The 22,618-nt window shown below is 71.4% G+C and carries 23 protein-coding genes and 1 pseudogene; 20 read left to right on the plus strand and 4 right to left on the minus strand.

What is annotated here, in order from left to right; genetic code table 11:
* The first annotated feature begins 42 nt into the window (after positions 1–42).
* The 6 genes from AB0A94_RS00320 (at position 43) to AB0A94_RS00345 (ending at position 5,932) form a co-directional block, all read left to right on the plus strand.
* Complete coding sequence (locus tag AB0A94_RS00320) at positions 43–693, plus strand: TlpA disulfide reductase family protein (RefSeq protein ID WP_361736538.1); 651 nt, start codon at positions 43–45, stop codon at positions 691–693.
* A gap of 1 nt (position 694) precedes the next feature.
* Positions 695–1,468, plus strand: a complete 774-nt coding sequence (locus tag AB0A94_RS00325) for a cytochrome c biogenesis protein CcdA (RefSeq protein WP_361736540.1) — start codon at positions 695–697, stop codon at positions 1,466–1,468.
* Between the two features lie 4 nt (positions 1,469–1,472).
* Complete coding sequence (locus tag AB0A94_RS00330) at positions 1,473–3,215, plus strand: cytochrome c biogenesis protein ResB (protein ID WP_361736543.1); 1,743 nt, start codon at positions 1,473–1,475, stop codon at positions 3,213–3,215.
* Complete coding sequence (gene ccsB, locus AB0A94_RS00335; RefSeq protein ID WP_361736546.1) at positions 3,212–4,321, plus strand: c-type cytochrome biogenesis protein CcsB; 1,110 nt, start codon at positions 3,212–3,214, stop codon at positions 4,319–4,321. Before AB0A94_RS00330 ends, ccsB begins: the two co-directional genes overlap by 4 nt.
* Positions 4,322–4,400: 79 nt before the next feature.
* Positions 4,401–5,015 carry an RNA polymerase sigma factor gene (locus AB0A94_RS00340; protein WP_361736549.1) on the plus strand — a complete coding sequence of 205 codons (615 nt, stop codon included), beginning with the start codon at positions 4,401–4,403 and terminating at the stop codon, positions 5,013–5,015.
* Positions 5,012–5,932 carry a CU044_5270 family protein gene (locus AB0A94_RS00345; protein WP_361736552.1) on the plus strand — a complete coding sequence of 307 codons (921 nt, stop codon included), beginning with the start codon at positions 5,012–5,014 and terminating at the stop codon, positions 5,930–5,932. Before AB0A94_RS00340 ends, AB0A94_RS00345 begins: the two co-directional genes overlap by 4 nt.
* 15 nt (positions 5,933–5,947) lie before the next feature.
* Here the strand turns inward: AB0A94_RS00345 and AB0A94_RS00350 are convergent.
* Positions 5,948–6,313 (minus strand): annotated as a pseudogene (locus AB0A94_RS00350) (nucleoside deaminase); the annotation flags it as partial.
* A 149-nt stretch (positions 6,314–6,462) separates the two neighbouring features.
* On the opposite strand from AB0A94_RS00350, the gene AB0A94_RS00355 reads away from it, so the two are divergent.
* Together AB0A94_RS00355 and AB0A94_RS00360 are read left to right on the plus strand one after the other, a co-directional pair.
* Entirely contained in the window at positions 6,463–7,227 is a 765-nt protein-coding gene (locus AB0A94_RS00355; RefSeq protein ID WP_361736556.1) for a CDP-alcohol phosphatidyltransferase family protein, read from the plus strand.
* A gap of 491 nt (positions 7,228–7,718) precedes the next feature.
* Entirely contained in the window at positions 7,719–9,575 is a 1,857-nt protein-coding gene (locus tag AB0A94_RS00360) for a LamG-like jellyroll fold domain-containing protein (RefSeq protein ID WP_361736559.1), read from the plus strand.
* 36 nt (positions 9,576–9,611) lie between these two features.
* Here the strand turns inward: AB0A94_RS00360 and AB0A94_RS00365 are convergent, their stop codons facing one another.
* A complete protein-coding gene (locus AB0A94_RS00365) occupies positions 9,612–9,941 on the minus strand; it encodes a PLD nuclease N-terminal domain-containing protein (protein WP_361736562.1) in 330 nt (109 codons plus the stop codon).
* 66 nt (positions 9,942–10,007) lie between these two features.
* Here AB0A94_RS00365 and AB0A94_RS00370 point away from each other — a divergent pair, with 66 nt between their 5' ends.
* On the plus strand, positions 10,008–11,459 hold the full coding sequence (locus AB0A94_RS00370) for a menaquinone biosynthesis decarboxylase (RefSeq protein WP_361736565.1): 1,452 nt from the start codon (positions 10,008–10,010) through the stop codon (positions 11,457–11,459).
* A complete protein-coding gene (mqnP, locus tag AB0A94_RS00375) occupies positions 11,456–12,361 on the plus strand; it encodes a menaquinone biosynthesis prenyltransferase MqnP (protein ID WP_361736566.1) in 906 nt (301 codons plus the stop codon). Before AB0A94_RS00370 ends, mqnP begins: the two co-directional genes overlap by 4 nt.
* 24 nt (positions 12,362–12,385) lie before the next feature.
* Here mqnP and AB0A94_RS00380 read toward each other — a convergent pair whose 3' ends face one another.
* Positions 12,386–12,586, minus strand: coding sequence for a DUF2191 domain-containing protein (locus AB0A94_RS00380; RefSeq protein WP_361736569.1), 201 nt, complete (start codon positions 12,584–12,586; stop codon positions 12,386–12,388).
* A gap of 114 nt (positions 12,587–12,700) precedes the next feature.
* Between AB0A94_RS00380 and AB0A94_RS00385 the strand changes: the two genes are divergently transcribed.
* From AB0A94_RS00385 to AB0A94_RS00430, 10 genes are all read left to right on the plus strand, one after another.
* Entirely contained in the window at positions 12,701–13,375 is a 675-nt protein-coding gene (locus AB0A94_RS00385; protein ID WP_361736572.1) for a UbiX family flavin prenyltransferase, read from the plus strand.
* Positions 13,376–13,447: 72 nt separating this feature from the next.
* A complete protein-coding gene (locus AB0A94_RS00390; RefSeq protein WP_361736575.1) occupies positions 13,448–13,906 on the plus strand; it encodes an Lrp/AsnC family transcriptional regulator in 459 nt (152 codons plus the stop codon).
* A gap of 94 nt (positions 13,907–14,000) precedes the next feature.
* Positions 14,001–15,164, plus strand: a complete 1,164-nt coding sequence (mqnE, locus tag AB0A94_RS00395; RefSeq protein ID WP_361736578.1) for an aminofutalosine synthase MqnE — start codon at positions 14,001–14,003, stop codon at positions 15,162–15,164.
* 86 nt (positions 15,165–15,250) lie between these two features.
* Positions 15,251–15,889, plus strand: coding sequence for a UdgX family uracil-DNA binding protein (locus AB0A94_RS00400; RefSeq protein WP_361736581.1), 639 nt, complete (start codon positions 15,251–15,253; stop codon positions 15,887–15,889).
* Positions 15,890–15,905: 16 nt separating this feature from the next.
* Positions 15,906–16,430 (plus strand): GNAT family N-acetyltransferase, encoded by a 525-nt coding sequence (locus AB0A94_RS00405; protein ID WP_361736584.1) that lies wholly within the window; start codon positions 15,906–15,908, stop codon positions 16,428–16,430.
* Positions 16,431–16,526: 96 nt separating this feature from the next.
* Positions 16,527–16,832 carry a DUF4229 domain-containing protein gene (locus tag AB0A94_RS00410; protein ID WP_361736587.1) on the plus strand — a complete coding sequence of 102 codons (306 nt, stop codon included), beginning with the start codon at positions 16,527–16,529 and terminating at the stop codon, positions 16,830–16,832.
* A gap of 166 nt (positions 16,833–16,998) precedes the next feature.
* Positions 16,999–17,085 (plus strand): putative leader peptide, encoded by an 87-nt coding sequence (locus tag AB0A94_RS00415; RefSeq protein ID WP_327148552.1) that lies wholly within the window; start codon positions 16,999–17,001, stop codon positions 17,083–17,085.
* 57 nt (positions 17,086–17,142) lie between these two features.
* Positions 17,143–18,453 (plus strand): dicarboxylate/amino acid:cation symporter, encoded by a 1,311-nt coding sequence (locus AB0A94_RS00420; protein WP_361737513.1) that lies wholly within the window; start codon positions 17,143–17,145, stop codon positions 18,451–18,453.
* A 238-nt stretch (positions 18,454–18,691) separates the two neighbouring features.
* Positions 18,692–20,833 carry a LamG domain-containing protein gene (locus tag AB0A94_RS00425; RefSeq protein WP_361736590.1) on the plus strand — a complete coding sequence of 714 codons (2,142 nt, stop codon included), beginning with the start codon at positions 18,692–18,694 and terminating at the stop codon, positions 20,831–20,833.
* 211 nt (positions 20,834–21,044) lie between these two features.
* Positions 21,045–21,755, plus strand: coding sequence for a TetR/AcrR family transcriptional regulator (locus tag AB0A94_RS00430; RefSeq protein WP_361736593.1), 711 nt, complete (start codon positions 21,045–21,047; stop codon positions 21,753–21,755).
* Here AB0A94_RS00430 and AB0A94_RS00435 read toward each other — a convergent pair.
* On the minus strand, positions 21,725–22,615 hold the full coding sequence (locus AB0A94_RS00435) for a MaoC/PaaZ C-terminal domain-containing protein (RefSeq protein WP_361737516.1): 891 nt from the start codon (positions 22,613–22,615) through the stop codon (positions 21,725–21,727). The genes AB0A94_RS00430 and AB0A94_RS00435 overlap by 31 nt on opposite strands.
* Positions 22,616–22,618: the final 3 nt, after the last annotated feature.

Below are 22,618 nucleotides of genomic sequence, written 5' to 3' on the forward strand. Positions count from 1 at the left end.
GGGTGCGCAAGATCCCCAGAACGGGCATGCGAAACTTTTCACATGAGTGCCGCCAGCCGCGCCCCCCAGCGCTCGAACCGAGCCGATCACAGCTCGAACCGCGCCCTCCGCGTCCGCCGCCGCGCCACCCTGGCCGCCGGAGCGACCGCGGCCGCACTGCTCGTCTCCGCGTGCGGATCGGGCGGGACGTCCGGCGGGGGCGGCAACACCAACTTCGTCACCGGAACCGACGGCATCTCCACGGTCGCCGAGGGCGAGCGGGTCGCCGCTCCCGAGCTGTCCGGGAAGACGCTCGAGGGCGAGCAGCTCGACGTCGCCGACTACAAGGGCAAGGTCGTCGTCCTCAACGTCTGGGGCTCCTGGTGCAACCCGTGCCGCGCGGAGGCCAAGTACTTCGCCAAGGTGTCCAAGGCGTACGCCGACCAGGGCGTGCAGTTCGTCGGCATCAACACCCGGGACGGCAGCACCACGGCCGCCCTCGCCTTCGAGAAGGACTTCGGCATCCCCTACCCGAGCCTGTACGACCCCACGGGCAAGCTGATGCTCCGCTTCGAGAAGGGCACCCTCAACCCGCAGGCCGTCCCCTCGACCCTGGTCCTGGACCGGGAGGGGAGGATCGCGGCCCGCTCGCTGACCTCGCTCAGCGAGGAACGCCTGCTGAAGATGCTCAAGCCGGTCGTCGCGGAGAAGTGACGTGACGGCCCTGCACACGCTCGCCGCCGAGACGGGCACCAACGGCACGGTGCTCAACGGCGCCCTGCTGGTCGCCCTGCCCATCGCCCTGCTCGGCGGACTCGTCTCCTTCTTCTCCCCCTGCGTGCTGCCGCTGGTCCCCGGCTACCTCTCCTACGTCACCGGCATCTCCGGCACCGACCTGGCCGAGGCCCGGCGCGGACGCATGGCCGCCGGCGCCGCCCTGTTCGTGCTCGGCTTCACCGCCGTGTTCGTCTCCGGCGGCGCCTTCTTCGGCTACTTCGGGCAGACCCTGCAGGAACAGTCGGGTGTCCTGTCCAAGGTGCTCGGCGTCCTCATGATCCTCATGGGCGTCTTCTTCATGGGCCTGATGCCCTGGCTCACCCAGCGCGAGTTCCGCTTCCACAAGCGGCCGGCCACCGGGCTGGTCGGCGCCCCCGTCCTCGGCGCCCTGTTCGGCATCGGCTGGACGCCCTGCATCGGCCCGACGCTCGCCTCCGTCACGGCCCTGTCGTTCAACGAGGCCACCGCCGGTCGCGGGGCGCTCCTCACCGTCGCGTACTGTCTCGGACTCGGGGCCCCCTTCGTCCTCACCGCCGTCGCCTTCCGCAAGGCGCTCGGCGCGTTCGCCTGGGTCAAGCGCCACTACACCTGGGTGATGCGCATCGGCGGCATCATGATGATCGCGACCGGGCTGCTGCTGCTGACCGGCGCGTGGGACAGCCTCGTGGCGGAGATGCAGACCTGGTCCAACGGCTTCACTGTGGGGATCTGACCCGATGAGCAAGACGACAACCGACGACACTCCCCAGTCCGCCGACGACCAGGACCTCGGCGCCGCCGGCTCCCAGCTGTCCACCGCTCCCACGGAGGAGCCGCCCCACCTGCCCGCCCTGGGCGTCATCGGCTGGGCCCGCTGGTTCTGGCGGCAGCTCACCTCCATGCGGGTCGCGCTGCTGCTCCTGCTGCTGCTGTCGCTGGGCGCGATCCCCGGCTCGCTCATCCCGCAGACCGGGATCGACGAGACGGCGGTCGCCGACTTCCGCGAGCGCCACGACGTCCTCGCGCCGGTCTACGACAAGCTCGGGCTCTTCGACGTCTACAGCTCGGTGTGGTTCTCGGCGATCTACATCCTGCTGTTCGTCTCCCTCATCGGCTGCATCGTGCCCCGCACCTGGCAGTTCGTGGGCCAGCTGCGCGGCCGCCCGCCGGGCGCGCCCCGCCGGCTGACCCGGCTGCCCGCCCACACCACGTGGCGCACCGGGGCCGAGCCCGAGCAGGTCCGCGAGGCGGCGCTCGCCCTGCTGAAGAAGCGCCGCTTCCGCGCCCACCTCGCCGGTGACGCCGTCGCCGCCGAGAAGGGCTACCTGCGCGAGGTCGGCAACCTGCTCTTCCACATCGCGCTGATCGTGATGCTGATCGCCTTCGCCTGGGGCCAGCTGTTCAAGTCCGAGGGCAACAAGCTGGTCGTCGAGGGCGACGGCTTCTCCAACACGCTCACCCAGTACGACGACTTCAAGTCCGGCAGCCTCTTCACCAACGACGACCTGGTGCCGTTCAGCTTCGACGTGAAGGAGTTCACCGGCACCTACGAGCGCACCGGCCCCAACAAGGGCACCCCGCGCACGTACGAGACCGAGCTCACCTACACCGAGGGCGCCGACGGCGAGGAGAGGACGGCCCTCGTCAAGGTGAACAAGCCGCTGAAGATCGGCGACGCCAAGGTCTACCTCGTCAGCCACGGCTACGCACCCGTCGTCACCGTCCGCGACGGCAAGGGCGAGATCGTCTTCCAGGACGCCGTGCCGCTGCTGCCGCTCGACGCCAACGTCACCTCCTCCGGCGTGGTCAAGGTCCTCGACGGCTACCGCAACCCCGAGGGCGAGAAGGAGCAGCTCGGCTTCAACGCCTTCTTCGTGCCCACCTTCGGCGGCTCCGCCAGCGGCACGATGCTCTCCCAGTTCCCCGCGCTGGACTATCCGGTGCTCGCGCTCTCCGCCTACCACGGCGACCTGAAGGCCGACTCCGGCATTCCGCAGAGCGTGTACCAGATGGACAAGACCAAAATGAAGGAGTTCAAGGACTCCGAGGGCGAGCTGTTCAAGAAGCTGCTCACGCCCGGCGAGACCATGACGCTCCCGAACGGCGCCGGCTCGGTCACCTTCGAGAAGGACGTCAAGGAGTGGGCCGGCTTCCAGGTCGTCCAGGAGCGGGGCGGCGGCTGGGCGCTCGGCGGCGCCGTCGTCGCGATCGCCGGTCTCGCCGCCTCACTGTTCATCCAGCGCCGCCGCGTGTGGGTGCGCGCGGTGCGCGGTGCCGACGGCGTGACCGTCGTCGAGATGGCCGGCCTCGGCCGCAGCGAGTCCGCGAAGGTGCCCGAGGAGCTCGGCGACCTCGCCGGCATCCTCTACGACCAGGCCCCGGGCGTACCCGACCCGGACGAGGCCACCGCCCCGAGAACCTCCGATTCCACCGACACCGACACCGAAGCCGTACCTGCCGAAGGGGCTGAGCAGCAGTGACTCTCGCCGCCGCGACCAACGAGAACCTCGCGGAGATCAGCAACGTACTGATCTACTCCGCGATGGCGGTCTACACCCTCGCCTTCTTCGCGTACATCGCGGAGTGGACCTTCGGCAGCCGCAGCAAGGTCGCCCGCACCGCCGCCGCCCTCACCCCGAAGGCGGAGGCGAGGAAGGCACCGGCCGTCACCGTCAACCAGACCGGCGGCACCGCCGTACTGGAGCGGCCGAAGGTCGTCGTGCGTGCCGCGGCCGGATCGCGGGACGTGCCCGACGGACCCGGGGCGCACGGCGGCGACGAGAAGGGCGACCTCTACGGACGCATCGCCATCTCCCTCACCGTGCTCGCGTTCTGCCTCTCCTTCGGCGGCGTGCTCACCCGCGCGCTGTCCGTGGAGCGGGCGCCGTGGGGCAACATGTACGAGTTCAACATCACCTTCTCCACCACCGCGGTCGGCGTGTACCTCCTGCTGCTGGCGCTGAAGAAGAACGTGCGCTGGCTCGGCCTGTTCCTGACCACCTCGGTCCTCCTCGACCTCGGCCTGGCCGTCACCGTCCTGTACACCGAGAGCGACCAGCTGGTCCCCGCCCTCCACTCGTACTGGCTGTACATCCACGTCTCCACGGCGATCCTGTGCGGCGCGGTCTTCTACGTCGGCGCGGTCGGCGTGATCCTCTACCTGTTCAAGGACGCGTACGAGAACAAGCTCGTGAACGGCGGCAAGCCCGGCAGCTTCGCCACCTCCGTGCTGGAGCGCCTGCCCGCCGCCGCGTCCCTCGACAAGTTCGCCTACCGGGTCAACGCGGCCGTCTTCCCGCTGTGGACGTTCACGATCATCGCGGGCGCCATCTGGGCCGGCGACGCCTGGGGCCGCTACTGGGGCTGGGACCCCAAGGAGGTCTGGTCCTTCATCACCTGGGTCGCCTACGCCGGCTACCTGCACGCCCGCGCCACCGCGGGCTGGAAGGGCCGCAAGGCCGCCTACCTGGCCCTGCTCGCCTTCGGCTGCTGGCTGTTCAACTACTACGGCGTGAACATCTTCGTCTCCGGCAAGCACTCCTACGCCGACGTCGGCCTGGGCGCGCTGGGGTCCGTCGGGTTCTGAACCCACGCGCCACGAAGGCCGGTTCCCTGTGACCTGAGTCACGGGAACCGGCCTTCGCCGTCCGGACAGGCAGAAGGACGTGGACACGAATCTGCGGAGACGCATCCGCGCGGGGGACCACGACGCCTTCGGCGACCTCTTCGACGCGTACGCGCGCTCCGTCTACAACCATGCCTACCGGCTCACCGGTGACTGGGCGACCGCCGAGGAGGCGGTTTCCCTGACCTTCCTGGACGCCTGGCGGCTGCGCGCGCGGCTCGACGAGGAGGGCGGCTCGTTGCGGCCCTGGCTGCTGGGCATCACCACCAACGTCGTCCGCAACACCCGCCGCGCCGCCCGGCGGCACGCCGCCGCGGTCGCCCGTCTGCCTCGCGACGAGACGGTGCGGGACTTCGCCGACGAGGTCGCCGGGCGCCTGGACGACGCGGCGCAGCTGGCCCTCGTCCACACCGCCCTGGCCGAACTGCGCCGTCCCGAACGCGAGGTACTGGCGCTGTGCGTGTGGTCGGGTCTGGACTACGCCGCCGCCGCGGAGGCGCTCGGCGTCCCCGTCGGCACGGTACGGTCCCGGCTCTCCCGCGCCCGGAAGAAACTCGCGAAACATCTCAAAAGCCAGGAACCCCCCGCATCCCGCGGACAGATGAGAGGTGACCGCATCACCGCGGTCGGGCCCCTGAGGGAGGGAAACCGATGAACCAGCTCCCCGAACTCCCGGAGAGAGACCTTCCGCCGGCCCGTCACCGACTCCTCAAGGAGCATCTGATGACCGAGATCCGGCGCACCGCCCCCACCGCTTCCGCCCCGAACCCGTCCAGGTGGAGGCGTCCCGCTCTGGTGGCTGCCGCTGCTGTGGCCGTGGTCGCCGCCCTCACCGTCGCCGTACCGTCCGGTGAACCCGCACCGGCCGCGTCGAAGGAGGCCGTGGCCCTGCTGGAGGACATCGCGCTGGCGGCGGAGCGGGCGGAAGCACCGATCGGCGTCAGGGACGACCAGTTCGTGTACATCAAGAGCAAGGGCGGCTGGACCACGCAGATGGGCGATGACGTCCCGGCGAAGCTTCAGCCCGTCCACCAGCGCGAGGTCTGGCTGTCGGTGGACGGCTCGCAGGAGGGCATGCTGCACGCCCCCTACGACCGGTCCGACCACGAACCGCTGGAGAAGGAGACGCCCGGCATCCCGTCCAACACCAACTACCGCCACCTCCAGACCCTCCCCACCGAGCCGGACCAGATGTACGAGTGGCTGAACCGTGTCAGTGAGGGCAGCGGCAGCAAGGACGAGGCCAACTTCGTCCTCGTCGGCGACCTCGCGCGCGAGTCCCTGATGCCGCCCGAGCAGGCCGCCGCGCTCTACCGGGCGGCGGCGAAGATCCGGGGCGTCTTCGTCGTCGACGACGCGGTCGACGCGGTGGGCCGGCGCGGGATCGCGGTCGCCCGGGTCGACGACGGGGAACGCGTCGAGCTGATCTTCGACAAGAAGACCAAGGAGTTCCTGGGCGAGCGCGAGGTGGCCGTCGAGGACCTGCCCTGGGGCTTCGAGAAGGGCGAGGTGACCGGCCGCTTCGCCGTCCTGGAGCGGGCGGTGGTGGACAAGCGGGGGCAACGGCCGTGACCGGGCTCCCCGGTTCCCGATGCCCCCGCTCCACAGCTGCGGATGACGCGCGGCGAACCCCCGCGTCATCGCGGCGCACTCCGGATCGTCCGGCGGCACGGTCTCCACGCCGTGGTCGGCCGGCCAGTCATCCCTGCCGCGGAAGGTGACCGCCCCGCCGATCACCACCCGGAAGATGCCGAACCGCCGGACGAGCCCCGAGCGGTACCAGCACGGGGACAGGGCCGTCACCATCGTCGTACCGCGGTACGGCCGCTGCCGTCCCGCCGCGGAGGCGGTGGCGGTCTCCGCGTGCGCCGACGGGGCGCCGCCCCGCACGCGGCGGTTGCGGCCCCGGCCGAGCCGGGTCCCGTCGGCGCCGTACAGTGCGGCGCCGACGGGGCGCCGACCTCTTCCGGACCGGCGCGTGCGATGACCGGATCGATCGATTCCACGGGATCGGTGTCCCCTGTCGGCAACCCGCCGTACACGCTCTGTACGCTGTCCCGATCATCGCCGCGCGGGCGGCGGTTGGGGCTGGGAGGAACGTCATGGGTGCGCCGGTACTGGAGGAGCTGCGGGAGGTCTGCCAGCCGCAGGCCAAGATGGCGAGCCGCAACGGCGAGCACTGGGCCGGCCGGCTCTACATGCGCAGGATCTCCCTGCGCACCACCCGCCACCTGGTCCGCACCCCCGTCACCCCCGACCAGCTCACCTGGACCATGGTGGTGTGCGGAGTGGCCTCCGGCGCCGCGCTGATGATCCCCGGCCTGACCGGCGCGATACTCGCCGTGATCCTCATGCAGCTGTTCCTGCTCTTCGACTGCGTGGACGGCGAGGTGGCCCGCTGGAAGGGGCAGAACAGCGCGGCCGGCATCTACGTCGACCGGCTCGGCGCGTACCTCGCGGACGCGGCGCTGATGGCGGGCGCCGGTTACCGGGCCGCCGAGTCGGGCGTCGGCGGCTGGCTGTCGGTCGGCATCGCCACCGCCCTCGGCGTCGTCCTGCTCAAGGCCTCCACCGACCTGGTGGACGTGGCCCGCGCCCGCCGCGGACTGACCGTCGCCGACGACGAGTCGACCCGCCCCCGCTCCCAGGGCGTCGCCGCGGTCCGCCGCGTCGCCGCCGCGTTCAAGATCCACCGGGTGACCAACGGCATCGAGGCGTCCCTCGTCCTCCTCGTCGCGGCGGTCGCCGACGCGGTCACCGGCGGCATCGAGCCCACCCGTTGGGCGCTGGGCGCGCTCGCCGTCATCACCTGGGTGATGGTCCCGGCCCACCTGCTGTCGATCCTGTCGTCGTCCCGCCTGCGCTGACCCCGCCCCGGGGAGCGGTGCCCCGCCCGCGGAACCGCCCCTGTCGAAATCGGGTGAGCACTTTCCGAGGGAGTGCTCACGCCCCGCACATCTGAGCGCTGCCTCAACGGAATCAGCCACGATGTTCACGCGACCGGGACCCACCGTCGGCCGGCCGGGAACGTGACGGCACTCCTCGCGCACGGTCACACTCCTGCCGGCCGACGGCGGCACCCGGTGAGCCGGGCGTACTCCACCAGTCACCTGTGGACGAGGTGCCGGCCGTCCGCCCGCCGGCTCACCCGCGCCGTCACCGCCCCGAAGGCCGAAGAGGTCTTCGCATGACGGTGGTGCCCCGCTCGCCCGGATCCGTGCAGAGGCGCAGTGCGGCGTCAGGCAGAGGGCGGTGGTCGAAGTGCCGTACGACGTACGGCACTTCGGCGAACACGGGTGCGAATGGCTCTATGCTTGGCCTGCCCGCACGGGCCGAGATCGCACGCCGGGAGGCATTTGTGTCAGCGCTGGAGCCGGACGACCCGCACTCCGTCGGGGCGTACCGGTTGCTGAGCCGACTGGGCGCGGGCGGGATGGGCCAGGTGTTCCTCGGGCGTTCCCCGGGCGGGCGGCTCGTCGCGGTCAAGGTGGTCCACGCCGAGCTGGTGCGCAGGCCCGAGTTCCGGGACCGGTTCCGCCGCGAGGTCGAGGCGGCCCGCAAGGTCAGCGGCGCCTTCACCGCTCCGGTCGTCGACGCGGACCCGGACGCGCCCCTGCCGTGGCTGGTGACCAGCTACATCGCCGGGCCGTCGCTGGAGCAGGCGGTCGTCGAGCGGGGGCCGTTCGAGGCGGGGGCGGTCCTCGCGCTGGCGGCCGGGCTGGCCGAGGCGCTGGTGTCGATCCACGCCGTGAACCTCGTCCACCGCGACCTCAAGCCCTCCAACGTGCTGCTCGCCGAGGACGGGCCCCGTGTCATCGACTTCGGGATCGTCCGCAGCGTCGAGGCCGACTCGATCACGGGCACCGGTCTCGTGGCCGGCTCGCCCGGATTCATGTCGCCCGAGCAGGTCAACGGCGACACGATCACCCCGGCCGGCGACGTCTTCTGCCTGGGCGCGGTGCTGGCCTTCGCGGCGACCGGCGCGAACCCCTTCGGCGAGGGGCCGACCCCCGCGCTGCTCTACCGCGTGGTGCACAACACCCCCGACATCGGCGCCGTCACCGACCCGGCCCTGCACGCCCTCATCGGCGACTGCCTCGCCAAGGACCCGGCCCGCCGCCCCACCCCGCGCGAGATCCTCACCCGGGTCGGCGCACTGGGCAACGAGAGCACGATGGCCCTGCGCCACCTCGGCCCCTGGTCGCAGCAGGGCAACGCTTCCGGGCCCCCGGCTCCTGCCGGGACGCCCCTCCCGGGCGCCCGCCCCACGGACCCCGGGGCCCTCACGAACGTACTTCCGCGCGACGGGGGGCCCGGCGCCCTCCCGCAACAGGCGACCATGGTGGCGCCGCAGTTCCACGACCAGGCCACCCGGGTGGGTGCCACCCCGCAGTCCGGCACGACAGAACCCACCGGCCGCCGGGCGGCCCGGGGGCGTGGCGGCAGCCGGCGGGCCTTCCTGCTCCTCGGCATAGGCGGGGGCGCGGTCGCCGCGGCCGGTGTCGGGACGGGGTTCTGGCTCAACCGGTCGGCCGCCGCGGACCGGGACCGGGCCACGCCCCCCTCCTCGGCCTCCCCCTCGTCCTCACCCTCCGCCGCCCTCCGGCCCCCTCGGCCCGTCGGGCACTGGCCCCTCGACGAGGCCTCGGGCACGGTCGCGCGGGACACCGCGGGCGGCCGTCACGACGGCACCGCGACCGGCGTGACCTGGCTGCCCGGCGGAGGCGGAGCCGTCTTCGCCGGGCAGGGCAGCCAGATCATGACCGGGGGGCCGGTGCTGGAGACCGGGAAGGGCTGCAGCTTCACGGTCGCCGCCTGGGTCCGGCTCTCCGCCGCACCGGGGAACTGGGCCACCGCCGTCAGCCAGGACGCCGGGGACGCCAGCGGCTTCTACCTCCAGTACGCCGTCGAGCAGAACCGCTGGGCCCTCTCCCGCCCCGGCCTGCGCGCCGTCGGCCGCAGCGAGCCGGCCGTGAACGTCTGGACCCACCTCGCCGGCGTCTGCGACGGCCGGGCGCGCACACTGCGGCTGTACGTCAACGGCGTGCTGGAGGCGGAGGCCGAGGACACCCATCCGATGCCCGCCACCGGCCCCTTCATCATCGGCCGGGCGTCGTACGGCGGTCAGGCCGTCGACTTCTTCCCCGGTGCCGTCCGGGACGTACGGGTCTGGGACCGGGCCCTGGGCGCCGCGCCGATCAGAACCCTGGTGTGAGCACGGCCGCCCCGCGGCGCCGTACGCGGTCCGGACTCAGTCGCCCTTGGAGTCCTCGTCGCGGTCCTTGTCGGGCTTGTCCTCGCCGAGCGACTTGAGGAACTCGGGGTTGTCGTCCGGCGCCACCCACTGCCGGCCGCCGCCCCGGCTCCAGGCGGAACCGACGGAGCCGCCCGCGCCCGCGGGGTGCCGCTTCTTGCCGGCGATCAGCCACGAGATCGAGCCGACCAGCGGGAACAGCAACACGAGGATCGCCCACAGCGGCTTGGGCATGTGACGGATGTCGTCGTCCTTCGTGCTGATGCAGTCGATGAACGCGTACACGCTCAGGGCCAGTGGCACCAGGAACATCAGCACCCGCAGCATGGGCCTCTCCAGCGAAAGCGGTGGGCGGTACAGGGCCAGGGTAACCGCTCGGGGATACTTGACCGCATGGCTTACGACGATCTTCGCTCCCTGCTCAGGGCGCTGGAGCGCGAGGGCGACCTCAAGCGCATCAAGGCCGAGGTCGACCCGTATCTGGAGGTCGGTGAGATCGTCGACCGGGTGCAGAAGGCCGGCGGTCCCGCCCTGCTCTTCGAGAACGTGCGCGGCTCGAGCATGCCCCTCGCGATGAACGTGTACGGCACGGACCGCCGCCTGCTGAAGGCGCTGGGCCTGAAGTCGTACGCGGAGATCTCCGAGAAGATCGGCGGACTGCTGAAGCCCGAGCTGCCGCACGGGTTCGTCGGGGTGCGCGAGGCGTTCGGGAAGCTCGGCGCGATGACGCACGTACCGCCGAAGAAGGTGAAGGACGCGCCCGTGCACGAGGTCGTCCTGCACGGCGACGACGTGGACCTCGAACAGCTCCCCGCGCTGTTCACCTGGCCCAAGGACGGCGGCTCCTTCTTCAACCTGGGCCTCACCCACACCAAGGACCCGGAGTCGGGCGTCCGCAACCTCGGCCTGTACCGCCTCCAGCGCCACGACAGGCGCACCATCGGCATGCACTGGCAGATCCACAAGGACAGCCGCAACCACTACCAGGTGGCCGCCCGGCGCGGCGAGCGCCTGCCCGTCGCCATCGCCTTCGGCTGCCCGCCGGCCGTGACGTACGCCTCCACCGCCCCCCTCCCCGGCGACATCGACGAGTACCTGTTCGCCGGGTTCGTGCAGGGCAAGCGGATCGAGATGGTCGACTGCAAGACCGTTCCGCTCCAGGTGCCCGCGCAGGCGGAGGTCGTGCTGGAGGGCTGGCTGGAGCCCGGCGAGATGCTGCCCGAGGGGCCGTTCGGCGACCACACCGGCTTCTACACCCCGCAGGAGCCGTTCCCCGCCCTGAAGATCGACTGCGTGACGATGCGCAGGCGCCCGCTGCTCCAGTCCATCGTCGTCGGCCGCCCCCCGACCGAGGACGGACCGCTGGGCCGCGCGACGGAGCGCTTCTTCCTGCCCCTCCTCAAGATCATCGTCCCGGACATCGTCGACTACCACCTCCCCGAGTCCGGCGGCTTCCACAACTGCGCGATCGTCTCGATCGACAAGAAGTACCCCAAGCACGCGCAGAAGGTCATGCACGCCATCTGGGGCGCCCACATGATGTCGCTGACCAAGCTGATCGTGGTCGTCGACTCCGACTGCGACGTCCACGACCTGCACGAGGTCTCCTGGCGGGCCCTCGGCAACACCGACTACGCCCGTGACCTCACCGTCGTCGAAGGCCCCGTCGACCATCTCGACCACGCCTCGTACCAGCAGTTCTGGGGCGGCAAGGCGGGCATCGACGCGACGAGGAAGTGGCCCGAGGAGGGGTACACGCGCGACGGCGGCTGGCCCGACATGGTCGAGTCCGACCCGGACACGGCCGCGCTCGTCGACCGCCGCTGGAAGGAGTACGGACTGTGACCTCGGCCTCCGCCGCGCTTCCGCAGCAGCCGGGACGCACGAAAGCCTTCCTCCGCCTGGTGATGATCGAGCACTCGGTCTTCGCCCTCCCCTTCGCCTACATCGCCGCCCTCACCGCGATGTACGAGTGGGACGAGAACATCCACTGGGGCCGGCTGCTCCTGGTCACCGTCGCCATGGTCGGTCTGCGCACCTTCGCCATGGCCGCCAACCGGATCATCGACCGCGAGATCGACGCCCGCAACCCGCGCACCGCCCACCGCGAGCTGGTCACCGGCGCGATGTCGGTCAAGCACGCCTGGACAGGCGCGCTCATCGCCCTCGTCGTCTTCCTCGGCGCCGCGGCCCTCCTCAACCCGCTCTGCCTCGTCCTCGCACCCGTCGCCGTGATCCCGATGGTGGTGTATCCGTACGGCAAGCGGTTCACCGACTTCCCGCAGGCCATCCTGGGCCTCGCGCAGGCCATGGGCCCGGTCGGCGGCTGGCTGGCGATCACCGGTTCGTGGTCCTGGGACGCGGTGGTCCTCGGCCTCGCGGTCGGCATCTGGATCGGCGGCTTCGACCTCATCTACGCCTGCCAGGACGTCGCGGCGGACCGCGCGACCGGCGTGAAGTCGGTCCCGGCCCGCTTCGGCATCCCGGCCGCGATCTGGGGCGCCCGCGCCTGCCACACCGTGACGACGGCCCTCTTCGTCTGGTACGCGCTCCTCACCGACGCCGGCGCCTTCTTCTGGCTCGGCCTGCTGATCGTGGCCGGCGCCTTCGTCCACGAGCACACCATCGTCCGCCCCCACGACCTGACCCGCCTCAACCGGGCGTTCTTCAGCGTCAACGGCTTCATCGGCATCGCCTTGTTCGTGTGCGCGCTGCTGGACCTGCTGGTGCGGGGCCTGACGGTGTAAGAACGTCGGCGCGCGGCCGGGGACTCAGCCCTGGGGCTCCTGCGGCTTGGCGTCGATCTCGCGCAGGCCCTGGTCCTTGAGCTCGGTGCGCGCCTCGGTGCGGTGGCCGCGGGCGATGTAGTCCCGCACGACCACCTCGACCGCGTCCTGGGGCGAGCCGACTCCTGCCAGGACCATCACTTCCACCACGAGTTCGGCGTCGAGACCGATGCTGACCTTGGCCATCGTTCCCCCTCATCCCGCGTCGTCCCCGCACTCCAGCCGCCCGGGCCGCCGGGCCCGGAGACCTCCGACCGGTCCTGAGAACGGAAGCATGCCGTCCGCCGGTAGGCTCGAGTTGTGAACGCAGGAGAAACGCGGCGCAAGCCTTGGATCGTGGGGGTGTCGGGGGCGTCCGGGACGCCCTACGCAGCCGCTGTGCTGCGTGCGCTCCTGGCAGCGGGGGAGAGCGTCGACCTCGTCGTCAGCCGGGCCTCCCGGCTCACCCTGCTGGACGAGACCGGCATCGCCTTCCGGGACGCCCACTGGCGCGACGACCTGCGGGAATGGCTGTCCCGGGGCGCGGACGGCAAGCCGGACACGTTCACCGTCGACCTCGACGGCGTACGGCACTGGGCCGCCGGTGACCTCGCGGCCGGGCCGTCCTCGGGGTCGTACCCGAGCAAGGGCATGCTGATCGTGCCCGCCTCCACGGCCTGTGTGGCCGGGGTGGCGCTCGGGCTGTCCAAGGACCTGTTGCAGCGGGCGGCGAGCGTCACCCTGAAGGAGGGACGCACGCTGGTCGTGGCCGTACGGGAGACCCCGCTGAACGGCCAGACGCTGCGGCACCTGGTGACGCTGGACGACGCGGGCGCGAGCGTGGTGCCCGCCTCGCCGGCCTTCTACGCGGGCGCGACGCACATCCAGGACCTGGTGGACTTCGTCGCCGGACGCGTACTCGACGCGGCGGGTGTCGAGCACGCGCTCTACCGCCGCTGGAAGGGCGAACTCGGCGGCGGATCCCGCACGGACTGAGCACTTCCCGCGACACCCCGGCATGTGCAGGACTTTCAGACCTCTTCGGTTCCAGTGGAAGGTTTCGATTCGATGGACGCGGTGGACAGGCAGCTCATCCAGGCCCTGAGGGAGAACGGCCGGGCCTCCTACGCGGAGCTGGGGCGCCTCGTCGGCCTGTCGGGACCCAGTGTCACCGACCGCATCAACCGGCTGGAGGCGGCCGGTGTCATCACCGGCTACCGCGCCACCGTGGACGCCGCCTCGCTGGGCCTCGGCGTCACCGCCCTGATCGGCATCTCGCTCTCCGACGCCGCCGACCACGAGGACGTGGCACAGCGGCTGCGGGACCTGAAGGAGATCGAGGACTGCTGGTTCATCGCCGGCGACGACTCCTTCATGCTCAAGGTCCGGGCGACCGACGTGGACGGCCTGGAGAAGACCATCCGCCGGCTGTCCGGCACCAAGGGCGTCTCCCGGACCCGTACGACCATCGTGCTCTCCACCAAGTGGGAGAACCGAGTCGGTGAGCTGCCGGAGGAGACGGAGTGACCGAGGCGCGGAGCGCCGTTTGGGGGTTCTTCCGCCCGAAGGGTGGGGGCGTACGGTTGACCGGGTCTGCCTGAAGAGGAAAAGAGGGATCGGCATGGACGTCGGGCTCAAGCGCGAGCTGGAGGAGAAGGTCAGGGCGGGTGTGCGCCTGACCCGTGAGGACGGCATCGCGCTGTACGAGTCGGACGACCTGGCCTGGCTGGGCGGTCTGGCGCACGAGGTGCGGACGCGGCTGAACGGCGACGTCGTGCACTTCAACGTCAACCGCCACCTCAACATGACCAACGTGTGCACCGCCTCCTGCGCCTACTGCTCCTTCCAGCGCAAGCCGGGGGAGAAGGACGCGTACACGATGCGCATCGAGGAGGCGGTGAAGCTCGCCAAGGCGATGCAGTCGGAGAACCTGACCGAGCTGCACATCGTCAACGGGCTGCACCCCAACCTGCCGTGGCGCTACTACCCGCGCTCGCTCAGGGAGCTGAAGGCCGCGCTGCCGGACGTCTCGCTGAAGGCGTTCACCGCCACCGAGATCCACCACTTCGAGACCATCTCCGGGCTGAGCGCGGGCGAGATCCTCGACGAGCTGATCGACGCCGGTCTTGAGTCCCTCACCGGCGGTGGCGCGGAGATCTTCGACTGGGAGGTGCGGCAGCACATCGTCGACCACCGCACCCACTGGGAGGACTGGTCGCGCATCCACCGGCTGGCGCACGAGAAGGGGCTCAAGACGCCGTGCACCATGCTGTACGGCCACATCGAGGAGCCCCGCCACCGCGTGGACCACGTGCTGCGGCTGCGTGAGCTGCAGGACGAGACCGGCGGCTTCCAGGTCTTCATCCCGCTGCGCTACCAGCACGACTTCGTGGACATGAAGGACGGCAAGGTGCGCAACCGGCTCCAGGCGCGGACGCAGATGGCGACCGGCGCGGAGGCGCTGAAGACGTTCGCGGTGTCGCGGCTGCTGTTCGACAACGTGCCGCACGTCAAGGTGTTCTGGGTGATGCACGGCGTGCAGACGGCGCAGCTGGCGCTGCAGCACGGGGCGGACGACATGGACGGGTCGGTGGTCGAGTACAAGATCACGCACGACGCGGACAACTACGGCACGCCGAACAAGCTGACCCGTGAGGATCTGCTGGACCTGATCCGGGACGCCGGGTTCCGGCCGGTGGAGCGGAACACGCGGTACGAGGTGATCCGGGAGTACGACGGTCCCGACCCGGCGCGCCGGGAGTCGCCGCAGCCGATGCGGGTGTGAGGTGAAGGGGCTCCGCCCCTTCGGCCGGCCCTCACCCGGCCGCACGGGACACGGGTCCCGGGCCCTCCGCCGGGTACCCGGATCCCATGGCTTCCGAAGACGCCTACACGGCGGAGCCCTTCGTTCCCGCGCGGGGCGGTCTCCCCGCCCTGCGCAAGGCTGCCGCCGACTGCCGGGGCTGCCCCCTGCACAGGGACGCCACCCAGACCGTGTTCGGCGCCGGGAACACCGACGCCCGCGTCATGCTCGTCGGGGAGCAGCCCGGTGACCAGGAGGACCGCCGGGGCAGGCCCTTCGTCGGCCCCGCGGGCAAACTGCTCGACCGGGCACTCGAAGAGGCCGGCATCGACCCGGCGGAGGCGTACGTCACCAACGCCGTCAAGCACTTCAAGTTCACCCGGGCCGCACCCGGCAAGCGCCGCGTCCACAAGTCCCCCACCCAGCGCGAGACGGCCGCCTGCGGGCCCTGGCTCGCCGCCGAGCTGGCCGTCGTCGAACCGGAACTGATCGTCGTGCTCGGCGCGACCGCCGGGAAGGCGCTGCTCGGCTCCTCGTTCCGGGTCACCCAGGTGCGCGGCACGGTGCTGGAGGAGGAGATCCACGGACGCCCCGAGCGGCTGGTGCCCACGGTCCATCCCTCGGCGGTGCTGCGGGCGGACGACCGGGAGGCGGCGTACCGCGGGCTGGTGTCCGACCTGAAAGTGGCTGCACAAGCCCTGGGGTAAGGGCTAGTATCCTCGCGTGTCCCTTACCTTCACGTTCGATCCCGCGGTCACCCCCGAACTCCGCGACGGCATCCTCGACCTGTGGGCCGATGTCACCAACGCCGGCGGAGCGGTCGGGTTCGTACCGCCCGTGACGCGGGAGGACATCCGCCCCCACCTGGTGCGGCAGCTCGTGTCCATGGCGGAGGAGCGCTCCCGCCTCCTCGTCGGGCGCGACGAGGAGGGCAGGGTGGCCGCGACCGCGTTCCTCACCTACAACACCCACCACCTGATGACCCACTGGCTCTGGCTCTACACGGTGATGGTCCACCCCCGCCACCAGGGCAAGGGCTACGGCCGTGACCTGCTGGCCGCCGCCGAGCGGTCCGCCCGCACCATCGACGGCATCGAGGCGATCCGGCTCACCTGCCGCGGCGGCCTCGGCCTGGAGCGCTTCTACGCCTCCTGCGGCTACAAGGAGGTCGGCCGGGTCCCGGACGCCATCCGGGTGGCCCCCGGCGACGACCGCGACGACGTCATCATGCTGCTGCCGCTGACCTGATCCGCGTACCCCGCTGAAAGATCCGTGTCCGGTCGTGCTTCACTGGACATCGTCCCTTTGGGGCGTTCTGACCGTACGCAGGGAAGAGTGGATGAGATGCTCCGCTACACACTGATGCGCCTCGGAGTCTTCGCGGGCTGCCTCGTGGCCGTCTGGGGCCTCGTCTACTCCGGCCTCGCCCCGCGCGGCCTCGGTGACTCCAACGGCCTGTGGATCATCCTGCTCGCCCTGCTGATCTCGGCCCCGATCAGCCTCGTCGTGCTCCGCAAGGAGCGGGACCGGGCCTCCGAGCGGATCGTGCAGCGGGTGAACCGGGCCAAGGCCGGCCTGGAGGCCAACCGCAACCAGGAGGACGCGGCCGACGAGACCGCCCGCACGCACGGACAGGCGCAGACCTCGTAACGTCCGTCACACCCGCGCACCGCACTCGGGCGCCCCGGTTTCCGAACTGACCCGGAAACCGGGGCGCTTTGCGTTGTGTGGATGCCTTTGGCCTCCCGCCTCTCAAAGCAAGCCTTTGAGGATCCCAAAGCTCAGGTGTTACGGTCTCCAGGTGAAGTCAGCAGCCGTGTTCCCCACGCCCCGGAGTGTTCCGCTCGTGGCGCGTCTGCACGTGGACCTCTGCCGGGTCACTTCCGCGAACTGTCGTCCCTGACGTTCCGCGCCACCCGAGTCCCACGTCACCTTTTCTCACGCGTCCCCTCACCGGAGCATTTTCGTGTACACGAACACGCGGTTCAGGGTGCCCGTACTGCCCGTACGCGCGCCCTTCTGGGTCCAGATACTCGCCGGCCTCTTCCTGGGCGTCCTGCTCGGCTGGCTCGCCCGCAGCCAGGACGTCTCCTGGCTGGTCACCACCCTGGAGAAGGTCGGCGGCACCTTCATCGGCCTGCTGAAGCTGGCCGTCGCCCCGCTCGTCTTCTTCGCGATCCTGGTCTCCATCACCAATCTGCGGAAGGTCAACAACGCGGCCCGGCTGGCCTCGCGGACCCTCCTCTGGTTCATGATCACGTCGCTGATCGCGGTGGCGATCGGCCTGGTCATCGGCCTGGTCACCAACCCGGGCGCCGGTACCGGCCTCACCCCGGCGGACGGCGCGGCGCCGGAGAAGTCCGGCTCCTGGATCGACTTCCTCACCGGCATCGTGCCGACCGACGTCATCACGCCGTTCACCGAGCTGAACGTGCTGCAGATCGTCTTCATGGCCGCCGTCGCCGGCATCGCCGCCCTCCAGCTCGGCGAGAAGGCCCAGCCGATCCTCACCTTGAGCGAGTCCGTCCTCGAACTCCTCCAGAAGGCCCTGTGGTGGGTCATCCGCCTCGCCCCGCTCGGCACCGTCGGCCTCATCGGCAACGCCATCGCCACCTACGGCTGGGACCTGATCGGCAAGTACGCCACCTTCACCGCCGACGTCTACGTCGGCTGCGCGCTCGTCCTCTTCGGCGTCTACCCGGCACTGCTGGCGACCGTCGCCAAGGTCAGCCCCGTGCAGTTCTTCAAGGGCGCCTGGCCCGCGATCCAGCTCGCGTTCGTCTCCCGCTCCTCCGTCGGCACCATGCCGCTGACCCAGAAGGTCACCGAGCGCCTCGGCGTGCCGAAGGAGTACGCGAGCTTCGCCGTCCCGTTCGGCGCGACGACGAAGATGGACGGCTGCGCCGCGATCTACCCGGCCATCGCCGCGATCTTCGTCGCCCAGATCTTCGACATCCCGCTCGGCGTCGGCGACTACCTGCTGATCGCGTTCGTCTCGGTGGTGGGCTCCGCCGCCACGGCCGGCCTCACCGGCGCGACGGTCATGCTCACCCTCACCCTCTCCACCCTGGGCCTGCCCATGGAGGGCGTGGGCCTGCTGCTCGCCATCGACCCGATCCTGGACATGATCCGCACGGCGACGAACGTCGCAGGTCAGGCCCTGGTCCCGGTCATCGTTTCGGCCCGTGAGGGGCTGCTCGACCGGGAGGCGTACGACTCGGTCCACGCCTCCCCGGTCGACGAGCCCCGGCAGGTGACCGTGGCCGCCTGACCGTCGGTGCCGATGGCGGCACGCCTGCCTGTCCGCGGTCCCGGAGACGTTCGGTCCATCGTCTCCGGGACCGCGGACATGCGGCCCCGCGGGACCTCACCCACTTGTCTCCTCTTCGCACGGCACCGTTTCCGGCGACCCGTCAGAAAACCTGATCGCCGATGTCGGTGGCCGTTGCTAGCCTCCTGTCGCTCGACTGTTCGGTGATCGGGCGTTCTCCGGGGAGGGGTATTCGTTGATGTCGAGGAGACGGGGCAAGAGAGGTTTACTGCTGGGCAGTTGCCTCGCGGCGATGGTGGCGGGGGTGGTCACGCCCGGCGCCGCGCACGCGGCGGAGCAGGCGAACCTGCCGCCCGCCGTCCAGGATCTGCAGACCGAGTTCGAGGACTGCGCGTCGGGCGACGAGCCGGCCTATGTCGGGAGCCTTCCGGTTCTCACGGCCCGGCTGACCGATCCGGCCGAGGACGACCGCATCGGATACCCGGAGCGGGTCACCGCCGAGTTCGAGATCTGGTGGTCGGACCCGGACGGCACCGAACAGCGCCGCTCCCTCACCACCCAGCCGACCTACGCGGACCGGGTCCACCGCGTCACCGTGCCGTCCGACATCCCGTCCGACACGGTGATCTCCTGGCGCGTCCGGGCCAATGACGGTACGGCGAACTCCCCCTGGAGCTCGGAGGCGCCCGGCGCCGCGTGCCGGTTCGTCCACGACGACGAGAGCCCGGCCGCTCCCGTCGTGAGCTCACCGGAGTACCCGGAGGAGACGTGGCGGGTCGGTGGGGTCGGCATCTACGGCAGCTTCACCATGGACTCCCCCTCGGCGGACGTCGTCGAGTACCGGTACACCTTCCTCGGCGGCACGCAGCGCACCGTCCGCCCCGCCGAACTCGGCGGCCCGGCCACCGTCCGCTTCGCCCCGCTGAGCAACGCCCCGCAGCGTCTGAGCGTCCAGGCCCTCGACCGCTCCGGCCGGATGAGCGGACGCACCGACTACACGTTCCACCCGAAGGCGGCGAGCGCGCCCGTCTCCCGCTGGAAGCTCGATGACGAGGCCGGCTCCACCACGGCGGCCGCGGAGGCGGGCGAGGCGGCCCGGGCGGGACGCGGCGTGACCTTCGGCGGTCCCGTGCCGCCGGGCACCCCGCTCACCTCCACGGCCACCCTCGACGGCAGCCGTCACGGCTTCCTCACCACGGACGCCCCGGCCGTCGACAGCGGCAGGACCTTCGCCGTCGGCGCCTGGGTGCGCCCGGCGGAGGACGACCGCAGCATGACCGTGCTGAGCCAGGACACCGCGTCCGGTGCGGCCTACGCCCTGGCGCTGGAGGCCCCGCGGGACGCGACCGCCTCCTGGTCCTTCACCCTCGGGGACGCGAAGGTCACCGGCGGCGCTCCCGAGGCAGGCGAATGGGCCTACCTGCTCGGCGTCCACGACACCGAGACCGGGCACGCCCAGCTCTTCGTCAACGGCCACGAGGTCGGCACCGCGACCGAGGCCGTTCCGGTCAGGGCGGACGGCGCGTTCCAGATCGGCCGGATCCGTGGCGAGAACGGCTACCGGCAGCGCTGGCACGGTGACATCGGCGACGTCCGGGCGTACGACCGTCTCGTCGTCCCGCAGGAGGTGACCGAGCTGGCCCACCGCAAGCCGAACCCGCTCGGCCACTGGTCGTTCAGCACGGCCGAGGACGGCACCACGCCCGAGAACAAGGGCGGTTCGCCGCTGCGGCTCGCGGCGGGCGCGTCCGTCTACCGCGGTCCGGACGACTCCTGCATCCCCGACCTCGACCCCGACTGCCCCTGGAAGCCGTACCCGCTGGTCGGCGAGGGGCACCTGACGCTGGACGGCGAAGGCGGTCACGCGGTCCTCGACACCCCCGTGGTGGACACCGGTGACAGCTTCACTCTCGGAGTCGTCGCCAAGATCGAGGAGGCCGAGGCCACCCGGCCGATGACGGTCCTCTCACAGGCCGGTGAGCACACCGACGCGTTCAAGCTGCGCTACGACCCGTCGGCGTTCGCCTGGCAGCTGGTCATGCCGGAACGCGATGAGGCGGGCGCGCCGGAGAAGGTCGTCTCGCAGGTCACGAGGCCGGACGGCAGCAGCGGTCACGGCACGCGGCTGACCGTCGTCTACGACGACGCGACCGACACGGTCAAGCTGTTCGCCGACGGTTACACCAACGCCGGCGCCACCGCCCACCTCCGCGACGGCTGGACGAGCACCGGCCCGCTCCAGGTGGGCCGTGCCCGCACGGCCGACGGCTGGGGCGAGTACCTGAAGGGCGATGTGGACGAGCTCCAGGCGTACGCGGGCGCTCTGCGGGACGAGGACGTCATCGGCCTGGGCCACGAGACCGACCCCTGCCTGTGCTGACGGACTCCAGCCGTCCGTTCCCGGATCTTCCGGGGGCGGACGGCTGGGAGTGTCCTGCGGCACGCACGCACGCGCGCAGGCACGCAGGTACGCACGCGGGCGCAGAGCCTGCGCAACGCCTGCGCAACGCCGCAGAGGCGGTCGCCTCCGGCACCGATCCACGCACGGTGGCCGGCACCCGCGGTGAGGGACGGACCGTACGCTGTGTCCCATGGGTGCCGTGAAGACGAAGCGGATGCCGCGTGCGGTCCGTGAACAGCAGATGCTGGACGCCGCCGTACGGACCTTCGGCCAACGGGGGTACACGGCCGCGTCGATGGACGAGATCGCCGAACTGGCGGGCGTGTCCAAGCCGTTGGTGTACCTGTACCTGAACTCCAAGGAAGACCTGTTCACCGCGTGCATCCGGCGCGAGGCGACGGCCCTCACCGAGGCCGTGCGCGCCGGTGCCCTCCCCGGTCTGCCGGCCGACCGCCAGCTCTGGTCGGGGCTGACGGCGTTCTTCACGCACACCGCCCGGCACCCGGACGGCTGGGCGGTGCTGCACCTCCAGGCCCGCACCCACGGCGAGGTCTTCGCCGCCGAGGTCGCCGCGATGCGCGCGGAGATCGTGGTGTTCGTGACACAGCTCATCCTCGCCGCAGCCCGTGAGGCGCACCGCGACCCCGACCTCCCCGAACGTGAGGTCTCCGGGCTCGCGGAGGCCCTGGTCGGCGCCGCCGAGTCCCTCGCGGACTGGGCCAACGCCACGCCGGGCGTCACGGCCCGGCAGTCGGCGGCGACCCTGATGAACTTCGCCTGGGCGGGTCTCGGCGACCTGATGGCCGGCCGCCGCTGGACCCCGCCCGACGACTCCGAGCCCGACGCCGGTGCCACCGATGCCACCGGGGCTCAGACCGGGCGGACCTCCCCGGTCAGGTGAACCCGGCCGCCGGCGCCGCGCAGCTCGAAGCGTCCGCCCCGCGCCGCGTACGTCACCGTCCCCGGCAGCAGCACCGGTGCCCGGAAGTCCGCGCGGACCTCCGCCGCGTCCGGGGTGCCGTGGGCGGCGAGGCAGCGGGCCACGGTCCACATGCCGTGCGCGATGGCGCGGGGGAAGCCGAAGAGCCGGGCGGTGAGCGGGTGCAGGTGGATCGGGTTGCGGTCGCCGGACACGGCACCGTAGCGCCGCCCGACGTCCCCGGCCAGCCGCCACTCCTCGACGGCGGGCAGGGGCTCGCGCTCCTCCTCCCCGCCCCGTGCCGGCTGCCCGGCGGTCCGGTGCCGGGCCAGGTACGTGCTCCGCGACTCCCACACGACGTCCCCGCCGTCCCGCAGCTCGGTGACCACGGCGGCCTGGGTGCCGCGCCGGTGCGGGGCCAGTGCGTCGACGTACACCGTCAGCTCGTAGGCGCCCGTGGCCTCCGTCGCCCGGTGCCGGGTGATCCGTATCGACGTGTGGACGAGGCCGAGGAGCGGGAGCGGGAAGTCCGGTCCGCTCATCAGCCGCATGGCGAGCGGAAAGCCCAGGACGTGCGGGTACGTCACCGGCAGCGCGTCCTTGCCGGTCGGGAAGCCGGTCGGGGAGCCGGTCGGGAAGCCGCAGACCCGCTCGTACGCGGCGAGCCGGGCGGTGTCGACGCGCAGACCGGGCAGCACAAGGCGGGTGCGGGGATGACTGCCGCCAGGACGGGGCCGCTTGAAGGGCGACAGCAGGGCGCCGCGCGCGAGGAGCGGCGCGAGGGCGGGGGAGCGGGGGAGGACGACGGCCGGTGCGGCCGGTGCGGCCGGTGTGGGGGTCATGGT

Source organism: Streptomyces sp. NPDC044984 (assembly GCF_040646935.1).
Lineage (GTDB): Bacteria > Actinomycetota > Actinomycetes > Streptomycetales > Streptomycetaceae > Streptomyces.